This is a genomic window from Bradyrhizobium sp. USDA 4504 (genome assembly GCF_054063995.1).
Genome location: NZ_JBSSGV010000001.1, coordinates 2,488,082 through 2,510,349, shown reverse-complemented (window position 1 = coordinate 2,510,349; position 22,268 = coordinate 2,488,082). Strand labels below are relative to the sequence as shown.

29 protein-coding genes and 1 pseudogene are annotated in these 22,268 nt (G+C 64.3%); 14 read left to right on the top strand and 16 right to left on the bottom strand.

Going from position 1 to position 22,268, the window contains the following annotated elements; translation table 11 throughout:
• Nucleotides 1–76 precede the first annotated feature (76 nt).
• The gene (locus tag ACVMB1_RS11335) at nt 77–376 is read left to right on the top strand and encodes a hypothetical protein (RefSeq protein ID WP_456848564.1); all 300 of its coding nucleotides are present in this window, start codon (nt 77–79) and stop codon (nt 374–376) included.
• A 118-nt stretch (nt 377–494) separates the two neighbouring features.
• Nucleotides 495–959 carry a hypothetical protein gene (locus ACVMB1_RS11330; protein ID WP_456848562.1) on the top strand — a complete coding sequence of 155 codons (465 nt, stop codon included), beginning with the start codon at nt 495–497 and terminating at the stop codon, nt 957–959.
• Nucleotides 960–972: 13 nt separating this feature from the next.
• Here ACVMB1_RS11330 and ACVMB1_RS11325 read toward each other — a convergent pair whose 3' ends face one another.
• Nucleotides 973–1,113, bottom strand: coding sequence for a hypothetical protein (locus ACVMB1_RS11325; RefSeq protein ID WP_253639905.1), 141 nt, complete (start codon nt 1,111–1,113; stop codon nt 973–975).
• A gap of 84 nt (nt 1,114–1,197) precedes the next feature.
• Here ACVMB1_RS11325 and ACVMB1_RS11320 point away from each other — a divergent pair, with 84 nt between their 5' ends.
• Nucleotides 1,198–2,193 (top strand): LLM class flavin-dependent oxidoreductase, encoded by a 996-nt coding sequence (locus tag ACVMB1_RS11320; RefSeq protein WP_456848560.1) that lies wholly within the window; start codon nt 1,198–1,200, stop codon nt 2,191–2,193.
• A gap of 38 nt (nt 2,194–2,231) precedes the next feature.
• Here the strand turns inward: ACVMB1_RS11320 and ACVMB1_RS11315 are convergent, their stop codons facing one another.
• The gene (locus ACVMB1_RS11315; protein ID WP_310884721.1) at nt 2,232–3,464 is read right to left on the bottom strand and encodes a S1C family serine protease; all 1,233 of its coding nucleotides are present in this window, start codon (nt 3,462–3,464) and stop codon (nt 2,232–2,234) included.
• Nucleotides 3,465–3,738: 274 nt separating this feature from the next.
• Between ACVMB1_RS11315 and ACVMB1_RS11310 the strand changes: the two genes are divergently transcribed.
• The gene (locus ACVMB1_RS11310; protein WP_076832150.1) at nt 3,739–4,089 is read left to right on the top strand and encodes a zinc ribbon domain-containing protein YjdM; all 351 of its coding nucleotides are present in this window, start codon (nt 3,739–3,741) and stop codon (nt 4,087–4,089) included.
• Nucleotides 4,090–4,100: 11 nt separating this feature from the next.
• Here the strand turns inward: ACVMB1_RS11310 and panD are convergent, their stop codons facing one another.
• The 8 genes from panD to ACVMB1_RS11270 form a co-directional block, all read right to left on the bottom strand.
• Nucleotides 4,101–4,490 carry an aspartate 1-decarboxylase gene (panD, locus tag ACVMB1_RS11305; RefSeq protein WP_253639907.1) on the bottom strand — a complete coding sequence of 130 codons (390 nt, stop codon included), beginning with the start codon at nt 4,488–4,490 and terminating at the stop codon, nt 4,101–4,103.
• Nucleotides 4,491–4,732: 242 nt separating this feature from the next.
• Nucleotides 4,733–5,035: a putative quinol monooxygenase gene (locus tag ACVMB1_RS11300; protein WP_310884722.1), complete on the bottom strand. Its 303-nt coding sequence runs from the start codon at nt 5,033–5,035 to the stop codon at nt 4,733–4,735.
• Nucleotides 5,036–5,147: 112 nt separating this feature from the next.
• Nucleotides 5,148–6,431 (bottom strand): cystathionine gamma-synthase family protein, encoded by a 1,284-nt coding sequence (locus ACVMB1_RS11295; protein WP_310884723.1) that lies wholly within the window; start codon nt 6,429–6,431, stop codon nt 5,148–5,150.
• 181 nt (nt 6,432–6,612) lie between these two features.
• Nucleotides 6,613–6,873 carry a PepSY domain-containing protein gene (locus ACVMB1_RS11290; RefSeq protein ID WP_057019961.1) on the bottom strand — a complete coding sequence of 87 codons (261 nt, stop codon included), beginning with the start codon at nt 6,871–6,873 and terminating at the stop codon, nt 6,613–6,615.
• 128 nt (nt 6,874–7,001) lie between these two features.
• Nucleotides 7,002–7,739, bottom strand: coding sequence for an ROK family protein (locus ACVMB1_RS11285; protein ID WP_310884724.1), 738 nt, complete (start codon nt 7,737–7,739; stop codon nt 7,002–7,004).
• A 228-nt stretch (nt 7,740–7,967) separates the two neighbouring features.
• Complete coding sequence (locus tag ACVMB1_RS11280; protein WP_141342626.1) at nt 7,968–8,705, bottom strand: DUF6065 family protein; 738 nt, start codon at nt 8,703–8,705, stop codon at nt 7,968–7,970.
• Between the two features lie 9 nt (nt 8,706–8,714).
• On the bottom strand, nt 8,715–9,524 hold the full coding sequence (locus ACVMB1_RS11275) for an outer membrane protein (RefSeq protein WP_456848557.1): 810 nt from the start codon (nt 9,522–9,524) through the stop codon (nt 8,715–8,717).
• Nucleotides 9,525–10,463: 939 nt separating this feature from the next.
• Complete coding sequence (locus ACVMB1_RS11270) at nt 10,464–11,402, bottom strand: LysR family transcriptional regulator (protein ID WP_456814346.1); 939 nt, start codon at nt 11,400–11,402, stop codon at nt 10,464–10,466.
• Between the two features lie 117 nt (nt 11,403–11,519).
• Between ACVMB1_RS11270 and ACVMB1_RS11265 the strand changes: the two genes are divergently transcribed.
• Nucleotides 11,520–12,329: an alpha/beta fold hydrolase gene (locus tag ACVMB1_RS11265; protein ID WP_456848555.1), complete on the top strand. Its 810-nt coding sequence runs from the start codon at nt 11,520–11,522 to the stop codon at nt 12,327–12,329.
• 264 nt (nt 12,330–12,593) lie between these two features.
• Here the strand turns inward: ACVMB1_RS11265 and ACVMB1_RS11260 are convergent.
• Nucleotides 12,594–13,262: pseudogene (locus ACVMB1_RS11260) on the bottom strand (FMN-binding negative transcriptional regulator).
• Between the two features lie 86 nt (nt 13,263–13,348).
• Entirely contained in the window at nt 13,349–13,591 is a 243-nt protein-coding gene (locus tag ACVMB1_RS11255) for a hypothetical protein (protein WP_057019953.1), read from the bottom strand.
• Between the two features lie 587 nt (nt 13,592–14,178).
• On the opposite strand from ACVMB1_RS11255, the gene ACVMB1_RS11250 reads away from it, so the two are divergent.
• From ACVMB1_RS11250 to ACVMB1_RS11225, 6 genes are all read left to right on the top strand, one after another.
• A complete protein-coding gene (locus ACVMB1_RS11250; RefSeq protein WP_016840760.1) occupies nt 14,179–14,352 on the top strand; it encodes a hypothetical protein in 174 nt (57 codons plus the stop codon).
• Nucleotides 14,353–14,362: 10 nt separating this feature from the next.
• Nucleotides 14,363–15,235, top strand: coding sequence for a pyridoxal kinase PdxY (gene pdxY, locus ACVMB1_RS11245; RefSeq protein ID WP_076832126.1), 873 nt, complete (start codon nt 14,363–14,365; stop codon nt 15,233–15,235).
• Between the two features lie 18 nt (nt 15,236–15,253).
• Complete coding sequence (locus ACVMB1_RS11240; RefSeq protein ID WP_456848553.1) at nt 15,254–15,880, top strand: LysE family translocator; 627 nt, start codon at nt 15,254–15,256, stop codon at nt 15,878–15,880.
• Nucleotides 15,880–16,224 carry a tRNA-binding protein gene (locus ACVMB1_RS11235; protein WP_076832119.1) on the top strand — a complete coding sequence of 115 codons (345 nt, stop codon included), beginning with the start codon at nt 15,880–15,882 and terminating at the stop codon, nt 16,222–16,224. Before ACVMB1_RS11240 ends, ACVMB1_RS11235 begins: the two co-directional genes overlap by 1 nt.
• A 140-nt stretch (nt 16,225–16,364) precedes the next feature.
• Nucleotides 16,365–16,595 carry a DUF6894 family protein gene (locus ACVMB1_RS11230; protein ID WP_028332292.1) on the top strand — a complete coding sequence of 77 codons (231 nt, stop codon included), beginning with the start codon at nt 16,365–16,367 and terminating at the stop codon, nt 16,593–16,595.
• A 509-nt stretch (nt 16,596–17,104) separates the two neighbouring features.
• Nucleotides 17,105–17,341 (top strand): hypothetical protein, encoded by a 237-nt coding sequence (locus ACVMB1_RS11225; protein ID WP_016840755.1) that lies wholly within the window; start codon nt 17,105–17,107, stop codon nt 17,339–17,341.
• Nucleotides 17,342–17,430: 89 nt separating this feature from the next.
• On the opposite strand, the gene ACVMB1_RS11220 is transcribed toward ACVMB1_RS11225, so the two are convergent.
• Nucleotides 17,431–17,616, bottom strand: coding sequence for a hypothetical protein (locus ACVMB1_RS11220; protein WP_076832116.1), 186 nt, complete (start codon nt 17,614–17,616; stop codon nt 17,431–17,433).
• Nucleotides 17,617–17,744: 128 nt separating this feature from the next.
• Here ACVMB1_RS11220 and ACVMB1_RS11215 point away from each other — a divergent pair, with 128 nt between their 5' ends.
• Nucleotides 17,745–18,473, top strand: coding sequence for a class I SAM-dependent methyltransferase (locus ACVMB1_RS11215; RefSeq protein ID WP_076832112.1), 729 nt, complete (start codon nt 17,745–17,747; stop codon nt 18,471–18,473).
• Between the two features lie 104 nt (nt 18,474–18,577).
• On the opposite strand, the gene ACVMB1_RS11210 is transcribed toward ACVMB1_RS11215, so the two are convergent.
• Nucleotides 18,578–18,757, bottom strand: coding sequence for a hypothetical protein (locus tag ACVMB1_RS11210; protein ID WP_092113623.1), 180 nt, complete (start codon nt 18,755–18,757; stop codon nt 18,578–18,580).
• Between the two features lie 3 nt (nt 18,758–18,760).
• Between ACVMB1_RS11210 and ACVMB1_RS11205 the strand changes: the two genes are divergently transcribed.
• Nucleotides 18,761–19,048: a hypothetical protein gene (locus tag ACVMB1_RS11205; protein WP_456848550.1), complete on the top strand. Its 288-nt coding sequence runs from the start codon at nt 18,761–18,763 to the stop codon at nt 19,046–19,048.
• 457 nt (nt 19,049–19,505) lie between these two features.
• On the opposite strand, the gene ACVMB1_RS11200 is transcribed toward ACVMB1_RS11205, so the two are convergent.
• On the bottom strand, nt 19,506–20,087 hold the full coding sequence (locus ACVMB1_RS11200) for a septal ring lytic transglycosylase RlpA family protein (protein ID WP_143271147.1): 582 nt from the start codon (nt 20,085–20,087) through the stop codon (nt 19,506–19,508).
• Nucleotides 20,088–20,466: 379 nt separating this feature from the next.
• Between ACVMB1_RS11200 and ACVMB1_RS11195 the strand changes: the two genes are divergently transcribed.
• Nucleotides 20,467–21,543, top strand: a complete 1,077-nt coding sequence (locus tag ACVMB1_RS11195) for a hypothetical protein (RefSeq protein WP_310884733.1) — start codon at nt 20,467–20,469, stop codon at nt 21,541–21,543.
• A 75-nt stretch (nt 21,544–21,618) separates the two neighbouring features.
• Here ACVMB1_RS11195 and ACVMB1_RS11190 read toward each other — a convergent pair whose 3' ends face one another.
• Nucleotides 21,619–22,248 carry a L,D-transpeptidase gene (locus ACVMB1_RS11190; RefSeq protein WP_016843930.1) on the bottom strand — a complete coding sequence of 210 codons (630 nt, stop codon included), beginning with the start codon at nt 22,246–22,248 and terminating at the stop codon, nt 21,619–21,621.
• Nucleotides 22,249–22,268: the final 20 nt, after the last annotated feature.

The window sequence follows — 22,268 nt, the reverse complement described above, 5'->3', positions numbered from 1 at the left end:
CTCGGGTCTCCGGGCACCTTCCCCATCAGCATTATCGGCCCCTCCCGAAAAATGAACTTGAACGTCGCTCATTTCCATGTCAGATATTGAACATTGTTCATTTTTGTCGGAGCCGACGATGCAAACGACCTTCCGGATGGACGGATTGACCGGGATCGAACGGCCCGTGAAACCGTGGATGAAAGTCGCCCCGACGATCATCACGATCGGCATCATTGCGGCATTCGCGGTGCACGGGCGCATCGCGCAGCCGGCGGGCTATAACGATTTCGCCGACCACTCGGCCCTGTCAGGCATTCCCCACGCAGGCGATGTTTTGTCGAACATCGGCTTCGCCGTGGTCGCGATCTGGGGCTGGCTGGCGCTACCGCAATAGCGATCGGCTGCGCGCCGGATGGCCCGGCTACCGCCTGTTCCTGATCGGACTGTTCCTGACCGCGTTCGGGTCCGCCTTCTTTCACCTTGCTCCCGACAATGGCCGGCTGACCTGGGACATGCTGCCGATCGCGCTTGCCGGCGCGGGCCTGCTGGTCGGCGTCCGCGGCGACACCCGGCCGGAATCGAAGACGAACATCGAAACGATCGTGCTCGGGCTTTACGCCGCCGCCAGCGTCGCGTGGTGGGTCCATACCGACCGGCATGGTGCGGGCGACCTGCGGCCCTATCTGCTGCTGCAGGTCCTCCCGCTCATCCTCATCCCGCTCTGGCAGTCGATCTATCGCGCGCCGCGCGCCGACCGCATCGCATTCGCCGCCGCGATGGCGCTGTACGTTGTGGCCAAGATCGCCGAGGTGCTCGACCACGAGATCGCAAACACGCTTCATTTCGTCAGCGGGCACACCTTGAAGCATCTGCTCGCGACTTCAGCCACGGCCGCAATCGTCTGGGGACTGACGCGACGAATCTCCGATGGCGGCGGGCGACGGGGTTATTTCGGAATAATGGAAAAGTATCGCTGATTTGCCCGACGCTTCAAGTCGCTTTTCCGAGTGCCGGCAGCAACCTGCACCTTTGCATGGGGTTGTTTTCGATATTTTGGATGGGCAGCTCTGCTTCCTCGATCGCATCGGGCGGATTGACCGGCAAGGCGACCGCATCCATATGCATCTGCATGAACCGGCTGCCCCCGCCGTTTCGCATCCACCTGGACACAGCCAAATACCATCGGCTCACCGTCCCTAACGCTCCGGAGTCGCCGTGGCCGCCCTCTCCATTCTCGATCTCGTCCGCGTCACCGAGGAAACCGACGCGCGCGGCGCGCTCTATAACGCGCGCGATGTCGCCGTGCATGCGGAGGCGCTCGGCTATCGCCGCATCTGGGTGGCGGAGCACCACAACATGGCGGGCATCGCCAGCGCCGCGACGTCGGTCGTGATCGGGCACATCGCGGCGGGCACCAAGACCATCCGTGTCGGCGCCGGCGGCATCATGCTGCCGAACCACGCACCCTACGTTATCGCCGAGCAGTTCGGCACGCTGACGCGGCTGTTTCCTGACCGTATCGACCTCGGCCTCGGCCGCGCCCCGGGCACCGACCAGCTCACGCTGCGCGCGCTGCGCCGCACGCCGGAATCCGCCGAGAACTTTCCGCAGGACGTGCTCGAGGTGCAGGCCTTCCTCGCCGCCGCCGGTCCCAACCAGCGCATCCAGGCGGTGCCAGCCGCCGGCACCGACGTGCCGCTGTGGATTCTCGGCTCGAGCAATTTCGGCGCGATGCTGGCCGGCGAGCTCGGCCTGCCCTACGCCTTCGCCTCGCACTTTGCCCCCGAGCTGCTGATCCAGGCGCTGCAGATCTATCGCGCCCGCTTCAAGCCGTCGGAGCAGCTCGATCGCCCCTACACCATGGTCGGCGTCAACATCATCGCCGCCGACACCGACGAGGAGGCGCGGCGGCTCGCGACCACGCAGCAGATGTCGTTCACCAACATCTTCCGCGGCGCGCGCGGCCTCAGCCAGCCGCCGATCGACGACATCGAGAGCTACTGGTCGCCGGCGGAGAAGGCGCAGGCGATGCGGATGCTCGCGCGTTCCATCATCGGCTCGCCCGCGACGGTGCGCGCCGGCATCGACGCGCTGGTCGCGGAGACCGGCGCCGACGAGCTGATGATCGTGTCCGACGTCTACGATCACCAGAAGCGGCTGCGATCGTTCGAGCTGATCGCCAAGGCCGGCGGGATCACACCGCAGACGTAGCCTGCAGGATGGGCAGTAGCCGACACACTAACGCAGCCTCACTTCGGCGCGCCGGCGGGCGCCTGCGACTGCGCGAGCTGGCCGAGCGTCACGCTCAGCGAATTCGGCGCGTTGTCCCGCAGCATCGAAAGCTTGACCGAGCTGCCCGGCGCGCCCGCATAGACCTTCTTGGTCAGCTCGTTGGCGCTCTTGATCGGCTCGTCATTGACCGAGGTGATCACGTCCCCTCGCCTCAATCCGGCCTTCGCTGCCGGACCGCCGGTCTGCACGCCGACCACGACCGCGCCGTGCAGATTGTTCGCACCTAAGCTTTCGGCAATGCCGGGGGTGATCGATTGAATCTGGGCGCCCATCCAGCCGCGCGTGACCATGCCCTTGTCCTTCAGCTGCGGGATCACCGTCTTCACGGTATCGGCGGGTATCGCAAACGCGACACCGACCGAGCCGCCGGAGGGCGAGAAGATCAGGCTGTTCACGCCGATCACCTCGCCATGCGTGTTGAAGCTCGGCCCGCCGGAATCGCCGCGGTTGATCCGCGCGTCGATCTGGACGAAATCTTCCGACGACCCCGTTTCCAGGTCGCGTGCACGCGCCGAGACGATCCCCGCGGTGACGGTGTTTCCGAGACCGAATGAATTGCCGGCCGCGAGCACCCAATCGCCGGTGCGCGGCGCTTGATCCGCGAGCCTGACATAGCTGAAGTCGGTCCGCCCATCGACCTTGAGCAGGGCCAGGGCGCTGACCGGATCCTTGCCCAGGACTTTCGCCTTGTAGACCTTGTTGTCGCTGGTGCGGACATCGGCGCGGTCGCTGCCGCCGAGGACGTGATTGTTCGTCACTGCGTAGCCGTCCGCCGAGATGAAGAAGCCCGAACCGATCGAGGTCATCTCACCCAACTTCGGCAGATTGCCCGGTCCGCGCCTGCCGGGATCCGGAACGGCCCTTCCCGGCGTGTCCTGATCGGGAGAGCCGTCCGGCCCGAGAGAACCGCCGGGGGAGTCACCGGGAGACGAGTCGTCGTCATCCGCCGCAGCCGCCACCTTGGCGTTGACGCCGATCACGGCCGGCCCGACCTTCTCGGCAAGGTCGGCGAACTCGCCGGGACCACCATTGCCGTGATCCGCGCGCGAATTCACCGGCTGTGCGTGGGCAAGACTTGCGGTTACAAGACTTGCGCACACAAGACTAGCGCCCACCAGCAACGCCGACGTGAAGGCGGCGGTGACGAGCGACGTGCGAAGGCAGACGAAGGCCGAATTTCTCTGATTCATCTTCCGCGTCCATGTTTGGGATCAGCCGATTGCTCCTGGATGAATTGCCGGCCCGGACGCGACGATCAGTGAACCGTTCCCCGCAAGCACAGGGGCGCAATGCCGAGCGACGGACGGCAACGGATAGAGGCGCAGACCGTTCCACCGGCATCCGCGGGTGGACGAGTGGCTCGCCACCTTTGCGCCGCTTTGCGCATCAAATCGCCGGGTTTTTGCTTGCTTTGGCCGCCTGTGCCTCTACGGTGCGCCCGCAACGACGGAGACGATCTCGACTATGGACGCCGCAATGAACTGCCCGAAATGCAATTCCGAGCATGCCTATCAGGACGGCGTTCTCTGGGTTTGCCCGGAATGTGCCCATGAGTGGAGCAGCGATGCGGCCGCGGCCGCCGAGACCGCCCAGCAAGCGGGCGTGCGCGACGCGCATGGCAACCCGCTGACGGACGGCGACAGCGTCATCGTGATCAAGGACCTCAAGGTCAAGGGCTCGTCGTCGGTGGTCAAGGGCGGCACCAAGGTCAGGAACATCCGCCTCACCGAGGGCAGCGACGGACACAACATCGCCTGCAAGATCGACGGCATCGGCGCGATGAATCTGAAATCGGAGTTCGTCAAGAAGGCCTAGCGTAGCCCAGCTTACGCATCCGCCAAGGCTTTCGCCGGTGCGGCGGCAGCCTTCGCGATGTGCCGGTTCTTGTCGTCGACCAGCACGACCCGCGGATGAAATTTGCGCGCCTCGTCGGCGTCGAAGCTGGCATAGGCGACGATGATGACCTTGTCGCCGGCCATGGCGAGCCGTGCGGCCGCGCCGTTGAGGCCGATGGTGCCCGATCCCGCCGGCGCCTCGATCACGTAGGTCGAGAAGCGCGCGCCGGTGTCGATGTTATAGATGTCGACGCGTTCATTGATGAGGAAACCGGCGGCCTCGATCAAATTGCGGTCGATCGAAATCGATCCCTCGTAATGCAAGTCCGCTTCGGTGACGTGCGCGCGATGAATCTTGCCCTTCATCAAAGTCACTTGCATCGAGACCATCCCGTATCGTTGCGTCGGAATTTTCCGCGCCGCCAATAACGGCGCGCCGCCTCCGCGTCAACGTTGTCCGGGTGTACGCTCGCTTCGAGCGCAGTTCCGCGACGATGGGTTTGTCCTGAAATCGTTGACCGCGCCGGGCTGCAATGCTCCGCGCCACCGAAATCGGAGAATGAATGCGCTGCGGCGGAGCCTTTCCGGAGCAGGCTATTATTTGTGACCCGGTAGCGAACGCCCTACTCTCGCTTGCTCGCAATCTCGTTCGCCAAGACCACTATCACCTCGCCGTCGAGGATCGGCTTCGCGACCTCAAAGAAGCGCGCCACAGCCGGCGAATTGTTGTGCCGGTCCATCGCCGCCTGATCCAGGTATCGCTCATACGTCGAAAATATCCGCGGACTGTCGACATCCTGCGAGACGTAGTAGCCGACGGTGGACGGCTCGTTGGCGCGGACATGCTCGACGACGTCGAGCAACGCCTGACGCATCGCCGGCTCATGGCCCTTCTTCGCGCGGATGATCGCCGTGATTGCCAGCATGCACTCTCTCCGGAGGTTAGTAGCCCGTAGGACGGGTTTCGTGGAGTTTATCATCGGGCCGCGCGACGCGCGGCCCCGTTGGCTCGACCCATCCTACACGCTTTTGACTGGCTCACACCCGGCTCAACGCCTGCGCGATGTCGGCCACCAGGTCGGACGGATGCTCGATCCCGATCGAGAGCCGGATTGTCGAATCCAGCACGCCGATCCGCTTGCGGATATCGGCTGGCACGCCGGAATGCGTCATGGTGGCCGGCAGGCTCGCGAGCGACTCGGTGCCGCCGAGGCTGACTGCGAGCTTGAAGATCTGCAGCGAGTTGAGGAATTTCTCCGCCGCCTGCTGCCCGCCGGCGATGTCGAACGAGAAGGTCGAACCGGCGCCGCTGCTTTGGCTCGCGAACACGCGCCCCGCGGGGGACGCCGGATCGTGATGGCCGAGGTAATGCACCTGCGCCACCTTGGGATGGTCGCGCAGATAATCGGCGACGATCCGCGCGTTGCGGTCGGCCTTTTCCATGCGCAGGCTGAGCGTTTCCAGCGAACGGCTGATCATCCAGCAGGAATGCGGATCGAGCTGGGTGCCGATCGCGCCGCGCAGCGCCTTGATGTCCTTCATCAGCTTCTTCGAGCCGAGCGCCGCGCCCGCGATCAGGTCGGAATGGCCGCCGACATATTTCGTCAGCGAGTACAGCGAGAGATCGGCGCCGTGCTCGATCGGCCGCTGAAATACCGGCCCGAGCAGCGTGTTGTCGCAGGCGATGATCGGCGTATGGCCCTGTGCCTTGCCGATCGAATCGGCGATGCGCCGCGTCAGCGCGATATCGACCAGGCCGTTGGTCGGATTGGCCGGCGTCTCGATGAAGATCATCGCGACACGGCCCTTCTTCATCGCCTCGTCGGCAGCGGCGCGGATGACACTCTCGTCGAGGCCGTCGGCAAAGCCCACGGCGTGAATCGAGAAGCCCGCCAGTGTCCTGGTGAACAGCGTCTCGGTGCCGCCATAGAGCGGCTGCGAATGCAGGATCACGTCGCCGGGCCGCGCGAAGGCCAGCACCGTGGTCGAGATCGCCGACATGCCGGAGGAGAACAGCGCGCAGCTCTCGGTGCGCTCATAGATCGCAAGCCGGTCCTCGACGATCTCGCTGTTCGGATGGTTGAAGCGCGAATAGACCAGCCCCGCCCCCATGCCCTCCGGAGGCTCGCGCCGGCCCGCGACAAAGTCGAAAAAGTCCTTGCCGTCCTCGGCGGTGCGGAACACGAAGGTCGAGGTCAGGAACACGGGCGGCTTGACGGCGCCCTCCGACAGCTGCGGGTCGTAGCCGTAGTTCAGCATCTGGGTTTCCGGATGCAGCAGGTGATTGCCGATATGGGTTTTGGACGGAAACGGTTTTGTCATGGCCGGTCTCCTGTTCACGGGCCGCCGCGCTGGCGGCGATTCCCGGAATGATGGGACCAGCATACCCCAGCTTTATGCCATTCAGCCAAAGCACGGCATCAGACAGTTCTGGATAACGAACGGCCGGCGTGCGCCTTGCTCCGCCGGCCGTTCCGAATGTCAGGCAGTGTGAAGACGCGGGCTACCAGCCGCGATCCACGTTGCGCACCTCGCCGGTCCGCGCGTCGACATCGACCTTCATCCAGCGGCCGAGGCGGTCACGCCCCTCGACCTCCCACTCGTCGCCGAGGAACTGGGTATTGGACACCGTCACGATGCCGAGACCGGTCGCGACATCGAGCGCGGCCTCCATCGAGACCTGGCTGCCGGAATCGTAGGCCATCGCCGGCGTCGCTGCGCCGATCGCCAGGGCCGCGATCGCGGGAATAATGAAACTTCGCATGGCTCACTCCTCATGGAACAGGATGTTATGCCGCATAAAACGAGCGGCGCACCCATCAGTTCCGACAACAGGAGTGCGAAGCAGCGCGAAACTTCAGCAGTTGCGGCGATTTGGTGGCGGTTCCGGTTTCATCGACGCACGCCGTTCGCCTTGCGCGCTCTCTTCTTCCACATTCGAAATCCGCCTTCGAATGCGTTGGCGTTGTCGCCGAACCTCACCTTGGGCGGCGGGTTGTCGACCTTGTCGGCATTGCCGCCGCCGAGCACGATGTACTCGGGCTCCAGCGCGGCGGACAGCCGCGCGATGACGTCGTCGACGCTCTTGCGCCATTTCTTCCGGCCGCGCCGCTCGAGACCCGCGGCGCCGACATAATCCTCGAACGTCGCGCCCTTGCGGTACGGCAAATGACCAAGCTCCATCGGCTCGTAAACACCGTCGACGATCATCGCGGAGCCGAGGCCGGTGCCGAGGCCGAGAAACAGCATCCGCCCGCCCTGATAGCTGCCGATCGCCTGCATCAGCGCATCGTTGACGACCCTGGTCGGGCGGCCGAACGCGTGGTGAAAATCGAAGCCGGCCCAGCCGCGGCCGAGATTGTGCGGCTCGGTCAGCGGACGGTTGTGAACGACGGGTCCCGGATAACCGACCGAGATCACATCATAGGACCAGTCCTTGGTGAGCAGCTTGACCTGCCGCACCATCTCGGTCGCGGACAGAGTTGGACCTGACTCGAATTCGCGCTTGATGCGCTCTTTGTCGGTCATGACCTTCACATGCGTGCCGCCGACGTCGATCGCCAGCACAGTACGGCGCGACGCGGGCCCGTTCGTCTTCTTGCTGGTCTTGTTGCCTGCCTTCCTGGCCATCAATCCGCTCTCCTATGCGCGCCGAGTGGAGCAGAGAAACGCATCGCGCACCACAGCGACGTTCTGCATCTGACTCCAATTTGTTCGCCAAGAACGAATCGGAATCGAACAAGTCAGGAGAGTCCAAACATTAAGAAGTCGTGTGCATCATCAACGGCGCGTAGCGATTGCGCTGCGGGGCGATGTGGGGCCGTGCGCTGTCCGCACAAATTCGGCCCGTCGGCCGGACTAATCCTTTGACACGAAATCCTTCAAGCGAAGCCGGCTCCGGTGATCCGCATGCGTTTCTTCGCCCGAGGGATTGAGGCCCCGAAAATAGGTCTTTTGCCACCGCTGCTGCGTTGCCCCCGATCCCGGGTCCTGCAAGTCGGTATTGAAGGCGTTGCGGCCTTCGGACCACAGTCTGTGCTCGCGCTCGATGTCGGGCGCCTTCGATAATGGCAACGTCTCCGGCTCGATCCGCTCAAGACTGCCACGCTCAATCGGAAAAAGATGGCAATAGGGCTCCCCCCGCTCAAATCGTATCTTTGTGTTTGAACGCGTGAATCGCCAGTTCATCGTGAAGGTGTACGGTGACCAATCCGTCTCGATGACCCCGCTCAACGGCGCAATGGCGTCTTTCGGCCTGTTGATGGGTCCGGTGACAAAAAGGTCGAAACCAGGATCGGTGCGGAACAGGCACGGGACGTGGAAGGTCAATACACCATGTCCGAAGTGACTCACAGCCGGCGCGTCGGTGCCGAGATCAGCCTTGACCCGAATGGTCTCCTTATGATTGAGCCCGTCCCAACGAGCCGAGAAGCCTGACGGACAGAGCAGTTCCCAGCCATGGGCGTTTGCAATGTTGAGTGGCAGGCAGCGGTACGCATAGCGCTGGTCGGAAGCATCCATCCAATCGCGCTCGGGCGATGCAGGCCGGATGTGAACCGCATGGCCGTCCATCGTATAGGCAATGAGCTTTGGCATCACCCAGCCTTATCGCGAGAACCAGCTGCTGCCGCCGCTTGGCGGACCAGTCAACTTATAGCTCAACCCTACGCGAACAATGTTTTCAGTCAATTTCGCCGAGTGGTCCCAAGCGTACGCGCTGAGCCCACCGATGTTCTGCAGTGCCGGGGCCGTCCGATCACCGAGATCGACATAGAGATATTCGAACTTCGCGGTCCAAGGGCCGCTCACGACGGCCTCCCAGCCGACGCCCGCCGTCCAGCCCGGCTTCACACGGGAGTCGGAGCCCGCAAATCGAAAGCCACTGAAGCCGGGAAAATCTGTTGCCGTCGAAAATGCATAATCCGCATAGGCGAGGCCCGCGGTCACGTACAGCATGTTCGATTGATTGGCCAGGATTCCCAGACGCCCACGGACCGTGCCGAGGTAATTCGAGCGAAAACTGTTTTCCCAGGTGGTTGATACGCCGGCCGCGAGCGGAAACGGCCCGCGCAGCTGGGACGATTGCAGATCTGTGTAGTTGATGTCGGTTTCTAGTCCGATGACCGTCTTGTCATACTGCACGTTGCAGGAAAGGCCGCCGCCGGCAGTCAGCCCTCCCGCGTTCCGGGTATTGATCGAGCCCGCCTGCTGAGCGGCGATTTCGGGAAGGACGCCGTTACGTTGCGCGAAATCGATGATGGCGCCATTTGGATCGGAAGAGAATTGCGCCTTGGCTGAACCATACCCCGCATTCACGCCGACACTGCAGCCAGTCCAGCTGAACGGGGCGACTGGCGGCGGCGCCTTGACCGGCATATAAGCGGCCAACGCCGAGCTCGTCTCGTCGAAGCGCATCCGGAAATGCGCTTTCGCCTCCCAGGCATCGATCCCGGGTCACGCTGCTCGCATTGATGCAATAGTCGTTGGTCGCGGAGCGATAGCCGTCGAAGCCCAGATGGATTCGGTCCGCGGCGACCGCGACGTTGCCGGAAACGAGCGACGCCGCGGTCCCCAATAAGAAGGGACGAACTCGCGTCTGCCAGTATCGCTCCGTCGGAGCGGAACATGCGTGCTGTCGGTTGGATCCTACCGAGGCTTCGGTTGGCATCGTTGATGGAATCAAGGCCGAACGAGTTCGCGGTGCATCCATCCGCGGTCTCCACAAATCGGCCCCACTGCACGCTAGCGCTTGGGGATGAAATATTCAGTCACATAATTGCGGCGTGATGAATTGCTACCTGAAATAGTTCCTTGATGTTGCCGCGTGGCAACGATTCACTACAATTTCCACGATAGTTCCTCGCAACCTCGCGCGATCGGCGCCGAACTCTCCGCATCGTCGCGCAAGCTATGGCATAAACTGCACCTTGCTCCCGTGGGCCGCACAACGATCGCGTTCGCGATCCGACTCCAGTTTGTTCGCGAAGAACGAATCGGAATCAGGAAAATCGGCGCGATCCAGATGTTAACAACGCACATACATCGACCGCATCCGAACAATCGATGTTGTATCATGATGGGATTATTGCTCTCGGCGTGCAACACCGCGGCGCATCTCAGGCACACTGCGTTCTCCCGCATCACTGATCGATCGATGAGTCGCACCACGGCCACGTTCCCGATCCGACTCCAGTTTGTTCGCGAGGAACGAATCGGAATCGAAAAATCGACGCAAAACGATTCTTAACAAGAGGTTTGCGCGATTCGATGCCGCGGCGCTTCGTACGGCGGATGAGCGCAAGCGTAATCGGACATCCACCGACGACATCACCGCGTCGGGTTACTCCGCGCCCATTATCGGCCGCGCTTCGCGCGGACCGGTCGGGTCGCCCGCCCTGCACGCTGAGCGAGCCGCCAGCCTTTGAGGTGAAGCCAGAGCGCTTCGGCGACCGGTCCGTGCGAATGCTGGCGATGACGGACTGCCGCAAGATTTTCCTCGCGGCCCGGAAAATTCGGTCCGGCGATGCTGATCAGCCTGCCGTCCCGCAGCTCGTCCTCGATCAGCCATGCGGGCAGATGGCCCCAGGCAAGACGATGCAGGATCAGCTCCTTCTTCATCATCTGGTCCGGCACGCTACACTGGTGCGCACCTTCGATCAGGAAGAAGTTTTCCGGCGACGCTCGCCGCGCCGTGTCGCGGATGACGCACTGCGTGAACGGGCGCATCTGCTCCGGCGTGACTTTCTTCGTCCACGCAAACGGCAGAAAGCCGGGAGCGACGACCGGCACCATGGTCGTGCGCGAGAGCCTGATCTGTTCGAAGCGCGGATCGGACGGCTCCGCGCGATGAAACACCAGATCGGCGTTATCATCGATCAGGCGCTCGAGCGGTCCGCCGACCGCCTCATATTCCAGGTGCAGGCGCGTGTTGGGATAGCGGGCAAAGAACGCCGAGAGCATCTGCAGCACCGGCGGCCGCGGGCACAGGTCGCCGATGACGATGCGCAGGACGACTTCTTCTCCGCCTGCAAGCTGCTCCGCATAGCCCCGCAGCAGATCGAGCTCGCGCAGCGTCACCTGCGCGCGTGCGTGAAACGTCCGGCCGGCGTCCGTCAGCCCGATACGGTATCCGCTGCGATCGAACAGCGTGAGGCCGAGTTGCTGTTCGAGCCGGGCGACCGCCGCAAACACCGACGGGTGCGACCGGTTCAGCGCCGTGCCGGCGGCCTGAAAGCTTCCCTCGGTCGCGACAGCGTCAAAGCAGCGCAAATCGTGCAGCTTGATCCGATCCATTGTTCATAAAACCTTACAGAGATTGATCAATCTTAGTAATTTTTCTTCGAAGGCGCGAGTCCTAGCCTGGGTCGACGCGAAGCCTGCCGGCTTCCACCAGCACAAGGGACTGACGAGATGAGCGGCGATCGACACTTCACCACGGCGGATGGCTGCCGGATTGCGTACCGCATCGACGGTCCCGACGATCGGCCGGTGCTCGCGCTGTCGAACTCGATCGCCACCAACCTGCACATGTGGGATCGTTCGATGCCGGCCCTCAGCCGGTCGTTTCGGGTGCTCCGCTACGACACCCGCGGTCACGGCGGGTCGGACGCACCGGTGGGCGCCTACTCGATCGACCGGCTCGGCCGCGACGTGGTCGAACTGCTCGACGCCCTCGGCATCAATCGCGCGCATTTCCTCGGTCTGTCGCTCGGCGGCTTCGTCGGGCAATGGCTCGGCATCTTCGCGCCTGACCGCATCGACCGCCTGATCCTCTCGAACACCTCGTCCTATCTGGCGTCCGAACTGGCGTTCGACGAACAGATCCGCGCGGTGCTCGCGGCCACGGACATGAATGGAATCGCAGACGGCTTCATGCGCAACTGGTTTCCGGCAGCGATGCTGGCCACGCCGAACGAGGTCGTCGACGAATTCCGCAACATGGTGCTGACCACGCCGCCGCGCGGTCTCGCCGGATGTTACGCCGCACTGCGCGACGTCGATCTCCGCCGCGTCATCTCGCTGATTGCGGCGCCGACCCTCGTCGTCGGCGGCAAGAGCGACACGGTCACGCGGGCCAGCCACAGCGCTGATATCGCCACGACAATCACCGATGCCAAGCTTGTCCTGCTGCCCGGCGTTCACATCCTCAATATCGAGCAGCCGGATCGATTCAACAGCGAGGTCGTGAGCTTCCTGGCGCTCCACCACATGACTGCGTAGCCCGGATGAGCGAAGCGACATCCGGGACCGCTCCAAGAGTACGTGGTCAGGCCCGCATATCGCTTCGCTCGTGCGGGCTACATGGATCACGCACCACATGTTCCCCATTCGACTCCATTTTGTTCGCAAAGAACGAATCGGAATCGAACAAATCAGCGCGGAGCGATTCTTAACAACACGTTCGCGGACTCGATGCCGATCGGCTCTATGGCGCGGATTAGCGCAAGCGTAATCCGCCCTCTGTCGCGTAGAGACAGCGCCGGGTTACACGGAGCTGACCCGCCTTCCGCACGGTCCAATGTCGTATTCAAGCTCCGGCCGCAGCGCGTGCATCTTCTCCGCCAGCCTTTGGCTTGCCGTCTCCTCCGCGCGCGCGAGGCGATTGACCAGCGCGACATAATCCGCATCGCTCTTGTGCTGGTTCAGCTTTGACTGGCCCTCGATCTCGTCGACGACGATGTCGATCACCCTGATCCCCGCCAGCATCGCTTCGCGCTTGCCGGGCTCCATCTGCGTCAGGTCCCAGGGTTACTTTTGCAGCCGCGCCTCGGAGACCGCGAGCAGCGCGTCGCCATGGCCGCGGTTCTCGCCGTGATCGCGCAGATGCGCGACGCCGGACAAATGCACCGCCTCGTAGAGCCAGGTCGAGACGTTGTCGGGTGAGACATACCAGTCGTTCGAGATGTAGGCGTCATCGCCGGAGACGATCAGGAGAAAGCGCCTGACACCGTCGGCGAGCTCGACCAGCGGATTCTTCGCGGTGAGATGGATCTGCACGATCACGCGATCGTCGCCCCGCTCGATCACGAACGTCACGTGGGACGCGCGCGGGCCGCGTGCATCGGCGGCGACGATGGCGCCGAAGCCGCGCGCCGCCGCAAAGGCGAGCGCGCGGTCTTGCTCAATGCGAAACTGGGGACGGAGGATGTGCATGGCGGCGGCGCTCGCGAGCTGGAGGGAGACGACCCAGCAAGGCTAGCGCAACTTTCGCCGGAGATCACCGCCATGCACGATCCGGCTCAGCAGATCATGGCATTGTCGCCGTGATCGCAGACGCCGCCGGGCTGGTCGCGCGGCAGCGCCTCGGACTCGCCGAAATGCGGGACCGCCATGCGCGGCGGACCGCCGCTCCAGCGGCCGGCGGCGGCATGGCTCTTCACGAGCGCGGATGGGCCCGCCGCCGGCACTTCGTGTGCCATGGCCGACGCCGTCAGCATGGCGAGCGCGGTCAGCGCGGCCGCAATCTGTTTGATCCCTGACATCAGTTGCTCCTGTTGGATACGGCGCGCCGGCGCGTTGTTCGTCGCCGCCGATCGGTTCGCGCTCACATCATGATCGATCGCTCTGCCGTCTTATTCCGACGCCATGAGGCAAGCGTTTGGATGCAGGACAGTCCACCCACGCATCTTCTTCCACGTCGATCCGACACGATCGGTTGATCGCAGCGTGACAGACGAGGTCCCGACGCGAACCCGCAAATCAAACCCGGCTGCGCCGCCTGCGACAAAACAGCCCCACGGGCAACTCAGCAAAACCTGTCGATATCAGAATAAGAAAATATTCCGCCTACTGCCCTTTGCTCGCGGCCCATGGGTGCGGTCAGACAAAACATGTCGCGAGAATGCGGATGTATGACTCGCAGCGCACCACACGTTCGATGTCGTCCCGGCGAATGGAGAAGATGCGCGCGCCGACTCCATCACCGTCATGCCGGCAGTAAAGGCGAGGGCTTTGCCCAGGAATGATCGAGCTTAGCAATGCCGCGGAATCCCAATCCGCCGTTGAACTGACGGCAACTGGCAGGTTACGCTGTCTCCACGCTCACGCCCTCCCGCTGGAAGGATTCCCCATGAACGGCAATCGATATTATGGCGTCCGCGTCGAGGGCGCGAAATACGGCGTGGGGTTCGGCTCGGCGCTGGCGATCGCGATCTCCTACACCAAGAACCATTCGATCCTGTGGGCCATCATCCACGGTATCCTGGGCTGGCTCTACGTCATCTACGCCGCACTGTTCGGGTGATGCGCACAAGATGACCGTCATCTCGATCCAGTCACAGGTCGCCTGGGGCCATGTCGGCAACAGCGCCGCCAGCTTTCCGATCCAGCTGCACGGCATCGATGTCGTCGCCGTGCCGACCACGCTGCTCAGCAATCGGCCGGGCTATCCGACCATCCGCGGCCGGGTGCTCGACGTGCAGCTGGTCGCCGACCTGCTGCGCGGCATCGAGGAGCGCGGCGCGGTCGAGGCCGCGCGGCTGATCCTGTCGGGCTATCTCGGCTCGGCCGACATCGCGATGGACGTTGCCGACTTCGTCGAGCGCGCGAAGGCGGCGAACCCGGCCCTGCTCTATTGCTGCGATCCCGTGCTCGGCGACCGCGACCGCGGCATGTTCGTGCGGTCGGACATCCCGCCGCTGGTGCGCGACCAGCTCTGCCCGCTCGCCGACATCATCACGCCCAATCATTTCGAGTTCGAATTCCTCTGCGGCGCACGCGCGACGACGATCGACGACGTCGTCGCGCAGGCGAGCGCGCTGATGGCGCGGGGACCTGCGACCATCGTCGTCACCAGCGCCGAGCTGGCCGGCACGCCGCACAGCGAGATCGAGACGCTGGCGATCGAGCGCACTCAATCCGACAAGACTTGCGCCTGGCGCGTGCGCACGCCGCGGGTTCCGATCAGCCCGTCCGGCACCGGAGACCTGTTCGCCGCGCTGTTCGTCGCCGCCCGCGCGCGCGGCCTTGCGACGCCGGATGCGCTCAGCCACGCTGCGTCAGGCATCCACGGCGTGCTGGAGCGCACGGCGCAGAGCGGGACCGAGGAAATGCGCATTGTCGAAAGCGCCGGCGTGATGCTTGATCCGAAGCCGCGCTTCGCGGCGGTTACCATCGCCGCATCCTGACATCCGGGACAGGTCTTCATGATCGACATCACCACCCTCCTCACCTACGCCGCCGTCGTGCTCGGCCTGTTCCTGATCCCCGGGCCGGCGGTGCTGCTGGTGCTCGCGCGTTCGGTCACCGGCGGAGCGCGCGTCGGCGTCGCGACCGGGTTCGGGATCGCCCTCGGCGATCTCGTCCACACCGCGATGGCGACATTCGGCCTCTCGGCCGTGCTGATGACCTCGGCGCTGGCGTTCTCGGTCGTGAAATATGCCGGCGTGATCTACCTGATCGTGCTCGGCGTCCGCGCCCTGTTCGAGAAGAACGACGACCTGGATTTGCCGGCGGCGCAGCCGGTCGATCCGCGCCGCGCGTTCCGGCAGGCGATCTGGGCGGAAATGCTCAATCCGAAGACCGCGCTGTTCTTCCTCGCCTTCCTGCCGCAGTTCGTGCACCCCGGCCACGGCTCGGCGGTGGCGCAGTTCGCGACCCTCGGCCTTATCTTCGTCGTGATGAGCGCGGTCTACACCTCGCTGCTGGCGCTCGCCGCCGGCCAGATCAGCCCGTGGATCAGTCGGCATCGCCGCATCGGGCAGTGGCAGGGCCGCGTGGTCGGCACGATCTACATCGCGCTCGGTGTCCGCCTTGCGTTCCAGGAGCGCTGATGTCCCCGCTCAAGCCGCAGGCCAGCTACGACGACTTCGCCCGCCTCGATATCCGGATCGGCGAGGTCGTCGAGGTGCAGCCGTTTCCCCGCGCCCGCAATCCGTCCTACAAGGTCGGCGTCGATGTCGGCGCCGGGCGAATCATGTGGTCGAGCGCGCAGATCACGAATTACGAGCCGGCGGCGCTGGTCGGCGCGCTGGTCGTGTGCATCTGCAATCTCGGGCCGAAGAACATCGCGGGTTTCACCTCGGAACTCCTGATCCTCGGCGCCAAGGACGCCAGCGGCGAGGTGATCGTGCTCGGTCCGCGCAGCGAGGTTGCGATCGGCGAGCCGATCTTCTGACGTCGGGCTGATCACAGCCGCGTGATTCAAATCGTCTGGAATCCCCGTAGTTTACCGATGGGGGATCACCCGGATTCTCCGTGCCCGCGCGCGCTGCTATTGCAACGCGCGAGAATCGCTTCGGCATGGGAATCGGAAGAATGTCTGCAGTTTTCTTTCACTGCTCCGACGACAAGCACGTCATCCTGGATCGCACCGGCGCCGCCATGGATCTGGCGGAGGCGCGCGTGTATGCGGAGCAACTGGCGCGCAGCTTTGTCATGACACCGAGTGTGGAGGACTGGCGCAACTGGGCGGTCCACGTCACCGACGACATCGGAACCGAGATCTTCGAGCTGCCGTTCACTGCCATCCTCGGCGAGCTGCATTGAGGGCGTGCCATGAATGCGATGGAACTTGCCCTGCAGCCGTTGCGACCGCCACCTCGCCCGCCTCGTCGCGCGCTGCGTCGCGCTGATCGATGGCGTCATCAATCCCTATCGCCCCGAACTGTATTACATGCGCGGACCCCTGGCCCGAAATGCCGCGCCCGGCGGCAAGCCGCGCTGCGCGACTAGCTTCGCGGCATCCACAACGAGAAAAGGCCGGCGGGCGTTACGCCACCGGCCTTCTCCTGCAGCTGCCGGTTCCCGGAGTCCGGTTCCGCTGCGATTCCACTTGGTCCTGAGCTTGCGACGACTGTTTTAATCAAATCTTAACGGCATGGCGGTGAGCTGGTTCAAAGGACTCCTTCGCCGTGCGGCGTGGCTTGTTCGTTCGTCGTGCTTGATGCGCTGCACATCGTTTTTGCGCCGATCGCACGTTGATTGTGCGCCACGCATCTTAGGGAATGCTCGATTCAGTGTTACCCTGTGATGCAAACCGAAACGGAGACTTCGGAATGCCGTACTACACCTTCGATCTCGTGGTGGGGGACGAGTTCCGCAATCAAGGAACCATCATCCTCGAAGACATCAGTCTCGCCTCCGACCGCGCCGACCAGCTCGCCAACGAGCTGTCGCAGGTCAAGCCGGAGCTGAAGGCGCGCGGCTGCGCGGTGCGCGTCACCGACATCGACCGGCGCGAGCTCTACCGCACGCCGCTCGATCCCGTGCCGCGGTGGCGCAGGGCGGGCTAGCGTCCGTCGGTTAGATCTGCGGCGACCGCGCTCGCCTCGCGCGGTCCCAGTGTTGTTGCGCGACGGCGGGGTCGCTGCCCCGCCCGCCGTCAGCTCTGATGCGGTCCGCGCATCATCTTCAGCGCGTCCTCGATATGGCGCCAGTCGCGCGCGTCGTCGGTCTCGCCCTTGCTCTCGCAGGCCACGGCGTTCTGCGCGGCCTGGGCGATCGCCTGCGGACCGTGCTTCAACAGCATCTGCCGCGCGATGGTGTGGATTTGCATCTCGGCTAACATGGCGCTCTCCTCGGCTGTCGACTGCTGACATCAGAAACCACCGAGCGCCGCGTCTGGTTCCAGCAGCGCGCCGGGCGCGCCACAATCAGCGGTTCCCACCCGGCGCGGCGGCGGCTACAGAGAGAGCCATGGCGCAGAACATCTATGACGATCCCGGCTTCTTCGCCGGCTACAACCAGCTGCCGCGGCAGGTCCGCGGACTGCTCGGTGCGCCCGAATGGCCGGCGATCCGCGCCATGCTGCCCGATGTCGCGGGCAAGCGCGTGGTCGATCTCGGCTGCGGCTTCGGCTGGGTGTCGCGCTGGATGCGCGAGCAAGGCGCATCCGACGTGCTCGGCATCGACCTCTCGCAGAACATGATCGGCCGCGCCGCGGCCATGACGCAGGATGCGGCGATCACCTACGAGATCGCCGACCTCGAGACGCTGGAGCTGCCGAAATCTACCTTCGATCTCGCCTACTCCGCCCTCGCCTTCCACTACATCAGGGATTTCGATCGCCTGGCGCGCATGCTGTATCGCGCGCTGGTCCCGGAGGGGCATCTGGTCTTCACCGTCGAGCATCCGGTCTACATGGCGGCCGTCCATCCGGACTGGGGGCAGGACGAAGACGGCCACAAGACCTGGCCGGTCAACCGCTACTTCATCGAAGGCGAACGCCGGACCGACTGGTATGTGAAGGGCGTGCTGAAATATCACCGCACCATCGGCACCACGATCAACGCGTTGATCGCCGCCGGCTTCACGCTGCGCCATGTCGAGGAATTCTGCCCGACGCGGGAGCAGGTCAAGGCCGCGCCCGAACTGGCCGACGAGCTCGAACGGCCGATGATGCTGCTGGTGTCAGCGCAACGCTAAAGCATGATCCGGAAAAGTGCGAAGCGGTTTTCCGAGGAGATCATGCTCTAACTGAAGAGCTAAAGCGCGATGAAGCTTCAACCCGAACTCATCGCGCTTTGGCGTCAAGCCGCGAGCAGCTTGTCGAACTCCTCGGGCGGGTATGATTTCCCGTCCTTGTCGGTGATCACCACCTGCCACCCTTCGCTCGCCCAGACCTTGGCCTTGGCGATGATGATGAAGGTGCTCTCGCGCTCGATCCTGACCGTTTCGTTCTCGCGTTCTGCGATCATCTTGTAGGCCAACGCTTGTCCCTCGCCGACTTGGTCCATCCGGCGTTTGTTGGCAGCGGCTTTGGGCCGGATTTCGCTGGGACTGTGACAATTTGGTGGAACCGCCGGCGCAGGATCCGCCAGCGCGCAACGTTCGGTCGCGCCTATGCGAGCTTTCCCATCAAGGTCGGCATATCCAGCGCCAATGAGTTGACGCTGCGCGCGAATCGCATCTGCGGCCCCTCGAAGGTGCAGGTCACGGTGTCGCGAAACGCCGATTCCACGCAGGTCCAGGTCATCACGAACGTGCGCAGGTCGCGCTAGCTGCCGCTCGCGACCACGCGCATCAGGTCGGGCTGGTACTCGTGATGCAGCTTGTTGCCAGTCATCGTCGCGGTGCCCTCGCGCGGCGCATCGAGGCCGACCTCGATCCGGTGCGTGCCTCTGCCGTCCTCGAGCGTGCGAAGCCGTCAGTTTCTTGATTGTTGTTTGGCATGGCCGCCCTCCAAAGCAGAACGGAGGTTATGGCGCCGGCTCGCCCTGTCGACGCATGCGGCGCGCATGGCGGCCACAAGAAAAACCCCGCCCTGGGGGGACACCAAGGCGGGGAAGGTTCATTGGGTAGAAATCCACGCGCCTGGAAATGGAGAGCGCGGGGAAGTAGCGGCAACAATTCTATTTGCCGCCGTCATTCGGACAACAGGATTAAAGCGCGCGCAACGCCGGGACTTTTTCCCGATCGAGCTGGCAAAAATCCCGAACCTGGCTTGCGCCACGCTATTTACTGCACCACGTCGAGCCTGACATTCGTGATGCCCTTGCCGATCATGCCGAGCGATTGCGCCGCAGAATGCGAGACGTCGACGATGCGCCCGGGGACGTAGGGTCCGCGGTCATTGACGCGCACGGTGACCGAACGACCGCTCTTGACGTCGGTCACGCGCAGCTTGGTGCCGAATGGCAATGTCGGATGCGCGGCGGTCAACTCGCGTCCGTCGAACTTCTCGCCGCTCGCGGTCGGCTGCTCCTCGCTGTAGAAGCTCGCGACGCCCTGCGACGCAATCTTGGTGTGGCCGGTCCTGCGCGAGGCATACGGCGTATGCTTGCGCGCCGTGGCGACACGTGTGCGTGTCGCAGATGACGCAGCCCGCGTCGGCTCGATCGACGCAGGCCGGCTCGCTAGCGCCTGTGAGCGCTGGCTGACAACGGAGGACTGCGCGCACGCCGCGAGCGACGCCGCGCCGATCATCACGGCAAGTAGCCGGAGCGGCTTTTGGGCATGCGCAAACGGGATCGGGGCCGCAGCACCATGCGCGCTGCATTTGACGCCGACGTACGAGTTGACTGCATCGTCGCGTGACATGTTGCACCCCCAACTTGCGCCCCCAGCCCAAGCCGAAAATCCAACGGCCTATCAGCCGAATCCAATCGGGGCGGAACGGTGGCGGAGCACGGTCGGAGGTGCCGGACGCCATGCGATTTGCCCTCGGGTGTGGTGGATGCGCCACACAACCCAGGGAGCTTTCATCCGGAATGCGGTAGGGGCGCTGCGCGAGAGGCCGTGGACGTTCGTGCGCTTCGTCCCCGGCTTGGGTTCCCGAAACTCCCCAACCTCTCCACCCTCTCGCCTTGCTTTGGTCAAACCGGACTGGAGTCGTGGGGACAGGGTCAGGGGTCAATACAGAGCGTAAATTTGCCGGCCGCCCATTTGCGGTTGACCTTGGAATGAAACGGGGACCGCCATGCAATCGACACTGAAAGACGCAGATCCACACGATATTTTCGCGATCGAACCGAGCTTCGCTCCGGTACGCCCGGACAACGCCGCCGCGCCTGCCGGAAGGACAGCGCCGGGGCAGCGCGAGCCCTATTTCGGCTCGAGCCTCGCGCCTTCGTCCACACCCCCGGTCGCGGCCGTCGCCTCGGTGCCGCCGGTCACGCCAATGTCAGTGGCGGCCGAGCCGGCCTATAGCGCGCCAAGCCATGACGGCCGACTGGACGACATCAGATTGGACCGCGCGCCGCGCCCCACCAGCAAATGGGCGATCCGCGCCTTCTGGTTCTGCTTCGCGATCGCTGGCGCCATGGGCACCGCGGCGTGGCAGCACTACGGCGATCGCGCCAAGCAGATCGCCGCCGAGTGGGCGCCTCAGATCGCTGCACTGACTTCGCTGATCCCAGGCAAGGCAGCCTCCGCCTCGGATCAGGTGAGTGCGCCGCCAGCACCGGCGGCGACAACCGATCAGGCGGCAGCTGAAGCTGCACCGGCCACTCCGCCACAGGACGTCGCCACGGCCGTGCCCGCCACGGCCGCGCCGGCGCCCGCCCCTGCCGCGGCACCGGCTGCCGCAGGAGCGCCGGTTGCGCCCGCTACCGCGGCGGCACCAGCCGCAGCGGCACCCGACCAGACGCAATTGCTGCAATCGATGGCGCGCGATCTCGCGTCGATGGGACAGCAGATCGAGCAGTTGAAGACCAGCATCGATCAGCTCAAGGCCGGCCAGGATCAGTTGGCACAGCGCGTCGCTAAGACGACCGAGACCAGGGCCGTCGAGCCGCGGCCGGTCGCTCCGCCGCGCCCGCGCGCCGCGGTCACGCCGCAGGCGGCGCCGCATGCCGCCGTTGCGCCGCCGCCGGTGCGCCGGCCGGCGCAGGCCTATATCCCGCCGCCTCCACCGCCCGCTTCAGCAGCACCGCTGCCGGCTCCCGCCGCCGCCCCGCAGGCGGTTGCGGCACCGCGGCCGGTGCAGCAGCAGTCCTCGGTTGTTGACGCGGATGATGGCGGCCCGGTGGTTCGGCCGCCGATGCCGCTGCGCTGAAGCCCGACCGACCTTTAAAAAAGCTTGCGGCCGATCGCGATGACGCGATCGGCCGCAATACACTTTGTATTCGAATTACGCGCTCTGTCCCGGCGGCAGAACGACCACGGTCGCGCCCGGCTTGACCCGCTGATAAAGGTCGATCACGTCGCCATTGGTCATGCGAATGCAGCCCGACGAGATCGCCTGCCCGATATATTCGGGCTGGTTGGTGCCATGGATGCGATACAGCGTGTCCTTGTTGCCCTGGTAGAGGTAGATGCCGCGGGCGCCGAGCGGATTGGCCGGTCCACCGGCGACACGCTTCGGATACGGCCCGAGCCGCTCCTGGATATCCTGGGTCGGAACCCAATCCGGCCATTCGGCCAGGCGGCCGACGGTGGCGACGCCGGAGAAGGCCATCGCCTCCTCGCCGACGGCGACGCCGTAACGGATCGCCTTGCCGCCGGGCAGCACGTAATAGAGGTAGCGCGCGTCGGTATCGACCAGGATCGAGCCCGGCTGCTCCCGACGGGTGTACTCGACAATGTGCCGCTGGAACTGCTGCGGGATCTTGGCATCCGCATAGGGCGGATGCGCCAGCAATTGCCGATCGCGCGACGTCATCGCGACATCCGTCGCCGGCGACAGCGTCGCCTGCATGCAGCCGCCAAGCGCAAGCGATCCCACCAGCACCGCAGCAAGCCCCAACTTTGACACGATCATTCTCCCCTGCGTCAACTTGT

Bases quoted from the DNA above. Each gene is read 5' to 3' on its own strand.
- ACVMB1_RS11330 (WP_456848562.1), top strand. From the start codon at position 495: ATGCTGCCGATCGCGCTTGCCGGCGCGGGCCTGCTGGTCGGCGTCCGC.
- ACVMB1_RS11195 (WP_310884733.1), top strand. From the start codon at position 20,467: ATGCAATCGACACTGAAAGACGCAGATCCACACGATATTTTCGCGATC.
- ACVMB1_RS11225 (WP_016840755.1), top strand. From the start codon at position 17,105: ATGCCGTACTACACCTTCGATCTCGTGGTGGGGGACGAGTTCCGCAAT.
- ACVMB1_RS11255 (WP_057019953.1), bottom strand. From the start codon at position 13,591: ATGTCAGGGATCAAACAGATTGCGGCCGCGCTGACCGCGCTCGCCATG.
- ACVMB1_RS11335 (WP_456848564.1), top strand. From the start codon at position 77: ATGTCAGATATTGAACATTGTTCATTTTTGTCGGAGCCGACGATGCAA.
- ACVMB1_RS11290 (WP_057019961.1), bottom strand. From the start codon at position 6,873: ATGCGAAGTTTCATTATTCCCGCGATCGCGGCCCTGGCGATCGGCGCA.
- ACVMB1_RS11280 (WP_141342626.1), bottom strand. From the start codon at position 8,705: ATGCCAAAGCTCATTGCCTATACGATGGACGGCCATGCGGTTCACATC.
- ACVMB1_RS11230 (WP_028332292.1), top strand. From the start codon at position 16,365: ATGTCTGCAGTTTTCTTTCACTGCTCCGACGACAAGCACGTCATCCTG.
- ACVMB1_RS11325 (WP_253639905.1), bottom strand. From the start codon at position 1,113: ATGCAGATGCATATGGATGCGGTCGCCTTGCCGGTCAATCCGCCCGAT.
- ACVMB1_RS11235 (WP_076832119.1), top strand. From the start codon at position 15,880: ATGTCCCCGCTCAAGCCGCAGGCCAGCTACGACGACTTCGCCCGCCTC.
- ACVMB1_RS11200 (WP_143271147.1), bottom strand. From the start codon at position 20,087: ATGTCACGCGACGATGCAGTCAACTCGTACGTCGGCGTCAAATGCAGC.
- ACVMB1_RS11295 (WP_310884723.1), bottom strand. From the start codon at position 6,431: ATGACAAAACCGTTTCCGTCCAAAACCCATATCGGCAATCACCTGCTG.
- ACVMB1_RS11275 (WP_456848557.1), bottom strand. From the start codon at position 9,524: ATGCGCTTCGACGAGACGAGCTCGGCGTTGGCCGCTTATATGCCGGTC.
- panD (WP_253639907.1), bottom strand. From the start codon at position 4,490: ATGCAAGTGACTTTGATGAAGGGCAAGATTCATCGCGCGCACGTCACC.
- ACVMB1_RS11285 (WP_310884724.1), bottom strand. From the start codon at position 7,739: ATGGCCAGGAAGGCAGGCAACAAGACCAGCAAGAAGACGAACGGGCCC.
- ACVMB1_RS11270 (WP_456814346.1), bottom strand. From the start codon at position 11,402: ATGGATCGGATCAAGCTGCACGATTTGCGCTGCTTTGACGCTGTCGCG.
- ACVMB1_RS11265 (WP_456848555.1), top strand. From the start codon at position 11,520: ATGAGCGGCGATCGACACTTCACCACGGCGGATGGCTGCCGGATTGCG.
- ACVMB1_RS11315 (WP_310884721.1), bottom strand. From the start codon at position 3,464: ATGAATCAGAGAAATTCGGCCTTCGTCTGCCTTCGCACGTCGCTCGTC.
- ACVMB1_RS11190 (WP_016843930.1), bottom strand. From the start codon at position 22,248: ATGATCGTGTCAAAGTTGGGGCTTGCTGCGGTGCTGGTGGGATCGCTT.
- ACVMB1_RS11300 (WP_310884722.1), bottom strand. From the start codon at position 5,035: ATGCTGGCAATCACGGCGATCATCCGCGCGAAGAAGGGCCATGAGCCG.
- ACVMB1_RS11215 (WP_076832112.1), top strand. From the start codon at position 17,745: ATGGCGCAGAACATCTATGACGATCCCGGCTTCTTCGCCGGCTACAAC.
- ACVMB1_RS11250 (WP_016840760.1), top strand. From the start codon at position 14,179: ATGAACGGCAATCGATATTATGGCGTCCGCGTCGAGGGCGCGAAATAC.
- pdxY (WP_076832126.1), top strand. From the start codon at position 14,363: ATGACCGTCATCTCGATCCAGTCACAGGTCGCCTGGGGCCATGTCGGC.
- ACVMB1_RS11310 (WP_076832150.1), top strand. From the start codon at position 3,739: ATGGACGCCGCAATGAACTGCCCGAAATGCAATTCCGAGCATGCCTAT.
- ACVMB1_RS11240 (WP_456848553.1), top strand. From the start codon at position 15,254: ATGATCGACATCACCACCCTCCTCACCTACGCCGCCGTCGTGCTCGGC.
- ACVMB1_RS11220 (WP_076832116.1), bottom strand. From the start codon at position 17,616: ATGTTAGCCGAGATGCAAATCCACACCATCGCGCGGCAGATGCTGTTG.